This is a genomic window from Methanospirillum hungatei (assembly GCF_020216685.1).
Lineage (GTDB): Archaea > Halobacteriota > Methanomicrobia > Methanomicrobiales > Methanospirillaceae > Methanospirillum > Methanospirillum hungatei_B.
The window spans coordinates 1-5,882 of the sequence record NZ_JAIWNS010000245.1; the positions used below are offsets into that span (position 1 = coordinate 1).

General features: G+C 43.8%; 5 protein-coding genes and 1 pseudogene. 1 reads left to right on the forward strand and 5 read right to left on the reverse strand.

Features of this window, described 5'->3' with window-relative positions; genetic code table 11:
• The 3 genes and pseudogenes from LDL35_RS14070 to LDL35_RS14075 all read right to left on the reverse strand — a co-directional run.
• Nucleotides 1-1,152, reverse strand: a 1,152-nt coding sequence (locus LDL35_RS14070; RefSeq protein WP_304023569.1) for a PKD domain-containing protein, incomplete at its 3' end; no start/stop codon positions are given.
• A gap of 276 nt (nucleotides 1,153-1,428) precedes the next feature.
• Nucleotides 1,429-1,914 (reverse strand): annotated as a pseudogene (locus LDL35_RS15495) (YiiX/YebB-like N1pC/P60 family cysteine hydrolase); the annotation flags it as partial.
• On the reverse strand, nucleotides 1,884-2,306 hold the full coding sequence (locus tag LDL35_RS14075; protein WP_304023571.1) for a hypothetical protein: 423 nt from the start codon (nucleotides 2,304-2,306) through the stop codon (nucleotides 1,884-1,886). The pseudogene LDL35_RS15495 and the gene LDL35_RS14075, both read right to left, overlap by 31 nt.
• A gap of 297 nt (nucleotides 2,307-2,603) precedes the next feature.
• Here LDL35_RS14075 and LDL35_RS14080 point away from each other — a divergent pair, with 297 nt between their 5' ends.
• Complete coding sequence (locus LDL35_RS14080; protein WP_304023573.1) at nucleotides 2,604-3,218, forward strand: response regulator; 615 nt, start codon at nucleotides 2,604-2,606, stop codon at nucleotides 3,216-3,218.
• Between the two features lie 4 nt (nucleotides 3,219-3,222).
• Here the strand turns inward: LDL35_RS14080 and LDL35_RS14085 are convergent, their stop codons facing one another.
• On the reverse strand, nucleotides 3,223-4,611 hold the full coding sequence (locus LDL35_RS14085; RefSeq protein WP_304023575.1) for a response regulator: 1,389 nt from the start codon (nucleotides 4,609-4,611) through the stop codon (nucleotides 3,223-3,225).
• Nucleotides 4,595-5,882, reverse strand: a 1,288-nt coding sequence (locus LDL35_RS14090; protein WP_304023577.1) for a sensor histidine kinase, incomplete at its 5' end; no start/stop codon positions are given. The genes LDL35_RS14085 and LDL35_RS14090, both read right to left, overlap by 17 nt.

The following is a 5,882-nucleotide window of genomic DNA, read 5'->3' on the forward strand; positions in this document are numbered from 1 at the left end:
TGACGTACCTGATTGCATTTTGGTATTTATCATTGGTTTAAACTGGACAACGTCCGGAGTTGCAACATCCGGAACATGCACCACTGAATTTTTCAGTTCTCCATTCCCTGCAGTGATGGTGATAGCATCGTATAGGATTCCTTTCTTGCCGGTGAGATGATCGGTAACTGAAAGATCCCATAATCCTTCAGAGAGACCTGAAAGATTCAGATCCTTACCGATGAGAGAGAATCCTACATATAATCCCTTCACCGAAGCTGCAATGTCATCATCCTGTTCAATCCCTATGATATCTCCTGTCTGCAGGTTTTTGCCGGTCACCCAAATCATTGGAACTATTTCATCGGTCTTCATTTTCGTAGGAAGAACTGAGGTAAGTTCAGGGCCACCGGTGTTATCCTGTGAGACGGTAATGATAACTGATAAATTTGAGCTGATTGTCGCATTCCAGACATGTAATGATGCGGTGTATGTCCCTGGTGCGGTATAGGTATGCGTTACATTATTCATGTTCTCTGCAAAAGTTCCATCACCAAAAGACCACGAATTTGTCTGATTGGCAAGAAGAGAAATATCTACAAAGGTAACATTCAGAGGTGCCTCTCCTTTGACTGGCAATGCGACCATTACACAATCTTTTTCATCCTCAGTAACCTGCATCCAGAATTCTTTCCCTTTCGCTAACTCTGACATAGGGATGTCCGGGATGACATCTTGAATAAACATATTCTGATCATTATCCCAGTTATCATTGTCAAATCCCCAGACATTCAGATTCAGGGTATAGGTATCATTCATATCAGCAAATGATTCTGGTTTCAGGATGATCCGATAAAGACCTCCAATTGGACGGGTAAGTCCACCAATATCATCAAGTATTCCATCCCCGGAGAGGTCTGCCTCAAAGAAGGTTGCGTTAGGTATTGTGGTGGTTTTGATCTTTTCAGTCAGTCGCTTTCCGTTTGGATCAATAATTGTCATTTCAACCGGACTTGGAAGATCCGGAGAGGATTGTGCAGAAACATCCATCGTACACCCGCCATATGATTCAATGCCTGAAATTTCATTTGAGAGCGTTGTAATTTTCTTCTGGCGCTTTACTTCTCCATTAATAAGAACCTTGTAATAATCTTCCCCTTTATAATTAAGCATTCTATTAGGAATTTTTTCGATGTGAGTTCCAATAATCTCCCATCTTTCGTCAGTCCAATACTGTATCAGGTTATAGGGAGATACTGGACCGGGAATCCAATATAAATTTCTGTCATTTCTTTTAAAAGCAGCCCAGACTAATTCGCTGCAGTAATAATTCCAGCACATCCTGTCTTTGCAAAGCCTGTATAAATAGAGCCTATCCGGGAGGAAATGCTCGCATGCTCCAAATGAGCAATCCTGTTGCTTGCCTAATACTAATGACTCCCAGTCATACGCTCTACCGATCTTTTGCTTTGCAAAGTTAACAATATTCAAACGTTCCTGATCATTCAAATTTTTGTATCGGTATATTGCTACACAGTAATCATTCGGATAGGCAAATTTCGATATCGGTGATATAACAACACCATCATTGAATGATTCAATAATTTGATTATTTCCGATATACATGGCAGCATGAGTCCATGGTCCGGGAATGAGTTCAACATCCGCTGATTCTTTACAGTGCAGGAGAACATCTGCAGGCTTTAATCGAAGATCGAATGTATATTTATTATCTGTAATATAGAGTCTTGCTTCGTCTTTTGTTTCACACCCGATTCTGATAACTGGATGGACGATTTCAGCAATAGTATAAGTATGGCTTACCTCAGATGGAAGAGTAGGTGTATTACCAGGAAGACTAAAATATGCCGTTTCTCCATCTCCCCAATCAATATTTATCTCAATTATTGCATGATCTCCATATTCGTCATGAATTGTTTTTTTAGTTCAAAAGTCAGATATTTTCCAATAATCGGGTTTGGTGTGAGTAATTCCCAGGCTGAACCATTTACATACTTTTTATCACGTATCCTAATCTCAATTGAACCCTGATAAATCAGAATGTTTTTCTGGTCGAAACCGCTAACTGAAACCTGATATGTCCCGGCTTTGTTATAAATATGCCATGACTGCCAAATAGCAGAAACACTGGATGTTCCATCTCCCCATTGAATGGAATACGTATCTATTCTCTTTCCTGATTCATTGTTTTGCGGAAAATGAAAGATAATCCTATCCCCAATGTATGGCTTTTCCGGTGTATAGGTAATGGATGGTGTTGTTAAAACCTGGATCTCGTCCTTCTCATTGCTCTCCTCTGATGCCATAACACTACCACCGGATGCAATAAGGATACCTACGACAAGGAAAAAAATTCCGAGAATAGCTAAGAACCCCCTTACAACAAATTGGGGTTTATAAATACTTTATAAACTAGCGATCATAAAAGGGGGGTTTTTAGCTATCCTCTTAGATCCATTTGATGATACACACACAATCATTCTCATATCCAGACAGATTCTCAATTTGAGATGAATGCCTTAAGGTTTAGAAAATCCGGGTATTCCTCAGGTGCTATACATAGTTTTATCGTCCATAACAAATCCATATATCATATAGGATATATGCAGATATTGCTCATTGATGACAATGAAAAACTTTGCATGCTCTATCAGAAGCTGCTCAGCCGTGGGGGGCATGAAACCAGGATAGAGACCCATGCAAAGGATGCACTTCAAGCAATCCGGATGGCCCGGCCGGATCTTATTTTACTGGACATTATGATGGAGCCGGTATCCGGATGGGAAGTCCTTGAGCAGATTCGAAGTACTCCTGATGTTGCTGATATTCCTGTGATCATCCTGACCGGAAAAGTTCTGACTCCTCAGGAAGCTGTCAAATATGGCATGATGATCGAAGGGTTTGTCATGAAACCACTTGAGCAGACCATGCTTCTCAAAGCAATCGATGATATCAAACAAGTCCTTGATGAGAGTGAGGAGCGGTATAAAAAAGCCATATCCTCCGGTCTGCCCCCGGAAAAGGCTGCGGCATGCAGGGCTGCAATTAAAAAGAATAATATTCTCCGGTTTCTCCGTGATAACCTGTCAAAACAGGAACAGTTACTGAAAAATGAGGGCAATGATACCCTGGAGATCCTGCACAGTCTTGATGGTATGAGGGAGATGATCGCAACCGAATATCAGAAGATCCATCAGACCATGGAAAACTGTCCCTGATTTTTTATTGCCCTTTTGACATCTGATCTTTCAGTTCTGCATACCGAATCCATGCGGTATCAAACTGTGACATAAGATCTGACACCAGGTCTGTCATCTCACGTGCATATCCGCTCTCAAGAGGCTTTCCTTCAGATATTTTCAGCAGCAGATCCTGGATAGGGGTTCTGATCTCTGCTGAGAGTTCCCTGATCTTCTCAAGGGCTGAATATAGGTCCGAATACTCTTTTTTGATTCGTTCAGTTTCAAAGACGGCATGACGCTCTGCGGTGACATCCGCCATGATCGTGGCAATATGGGTTGGCACACCTTCCTTCTTGAGAGGTATCCTCGTAAACTCGATGAACTTTACCGTTTCACCAAAGGTGTACTTTCGGATCCGCCGCTCCACATCTCCTGACCTGAATAACTCCTGAAGATCCTGCATATCTCCAAAAAATGAGAATTTCGGCGTCTCATAGAGCGGTCTGTTCAGCATGTACTGACTGATCCCGGCTTTTCGGGCAAGTTCTGCAAATAACGGGTTATATCCTGCAAGCATCAGACTTTTATCGATAACAAATGCCGGCAGCCGGAGAGCCGTGGTGACTGCCATCAGATGCCTGATCATCTCAGGTCCGATATGGGAGGATGCAGTCGCAGCACTCTCTGCACTCTCGATAAGGATCAGATATGACGGTGGCTGGTTCCCTTCATGAAAGACAAATCCTCCGGTCAGGGTCACCGGAACCATGGTTCCGTCTTTTCGTTTCAGAGATACCTGGTCAGGAAGGATCATCTCCAGATCAGTTCCATTCTGCCCTGCATCACCTGCACGTTGAATTCCGAAGAACGCATACACCGGCCTTCCCAAAAGTTCCTGCCTTTGAAAACCGGCAAGGGTTGCAGCGACCTGGTTTATCTCCCTGATGGTTCCGGCTCCAGAGAGCAGAACGACCGGCAGGGGAATTGCTTCAATTTTTTTCCCAAGTTCTGATAATGCCTCCGGATGCACCTCCTCCCTGACTTTCTGTTTTATCCGGTGTTTATGAAGGCTCATCTCGATATTTGTCATCAGTTCCCGTTCTTTAAACGGTTTGAGGAGGTATCCTGATGGAGAAACAGCAATTGCACGTTCAAGTGTTGCTTTATCTGAATGAGCGGTCAGGAAGATGATTGGAAGGTCATACAGCTCCATGATCCGTTTTGCAGCTGCAATTCCGTCCATCTCACCTTTGAGTCTGATATCCATCAGAATCAGGTCTGGTTTTGTCTCTCCTGCCTTCTGGATTGCAGACTCTCCGGTTATTGCCTGACCAACAACGTCGTACCCCATAGCCCGGAGTTTCTGCTTAATCTCCATGGAAATGAGCATTTCATCTTCAACGATCAGGATCTTACTCCCCTGTGGCATGCTCCTCACCCCTGATAATAAATCCCTCCTGAATGGGTATTTTCATCTTCACAACCGTACCATTGTCGGTTGAGAATGAGATCTCCCCGCTTGACTGGAAGATAAGATTGGAAATGATCTGCATCCCCAGGGTCTCACTCGTCTCCATGTCAAACCCGGGAGGCAGTCCTCTGCCGGTATCACGATAGAGTATCTCGAGATTGCCCTGTTCCGGGACTATGGTTATTCCGATTGTACCTTTTTGATCAGGATAAAATCCATGTTTAAATGAGTTTGTAATCAGTTCATTCATAATAAGACCAAGGGGTATGCCGGCATCGATTGTCATCTCAATTGACGGATCGCAGATGAGATCAAGGGTTATCAGCGATTCATCCGGTGAGAAGTCAGAGATGAGGGTACTTGCGAGTGAATTGATATATTCAAGGAGGTTTATGCTGACCAGATTATCGGTCCGGTATAATTTCTCATGAACGATAGCCATCGAGAGGATCCGGTTCTTACTCTCCTGCAGCACATCATAGACAACCGGGTTATCAACCATGCTGCTCTGAATCCGGAGCATGCTGACAATTATCTGCATATTGTTCTTTACCCGGTGATGGACCTCCCGGAGCAGGATATCTTTCTCTTTCAGTGACAGCCTGATATCATTCTCAGCCTGTTTTCTGACCGTAATATCCATGATGCTGCCGATTATCGCAGGATTTCCCTTGTATAGTATCCCGCTGATGAGATTTTCAATCCAGATCATCCTCCCATCAGCAGTAATGCCCCTGAACTCATAATCATCCGTTTCATCAGGATTTTCGATGATCCGCTGGTGGTGTGACAGGACCATATCCGCATCTTCCGGATGAATGTAGTGAATAAGAGGGGAGTTTTCAAGTTCTTCCCGTCTGCATCCAAGAATCTCCGAGAGCCGGGGATTGGTATAGATAAACCGGTTATCCTGGACCAGATACACACCGACCAGTGATCGCTCAACCGGTTTATGGAACAATTCTTCGGTCTGATACCTGCTGATTGCTGATCCAATCACGTCTGATGCCATGATGAGTGCCTCAATCTCTGCGATAGGGCTTTTATGCTCTTTCTTCCAGGAGATAAATGCAAGCGTCCCCCACAGTGTTTCAGAAGAGAATACCGGGAGGAGCAGGAGAAATGAGGGGACATGCTCCTCTTGAGGCAATGATAATTCATTCCTGATCGCCTTGCTCTCACCAAGATAGAACCGGTTTTTTTCCAGGTACCCGAATAATGACGGAATT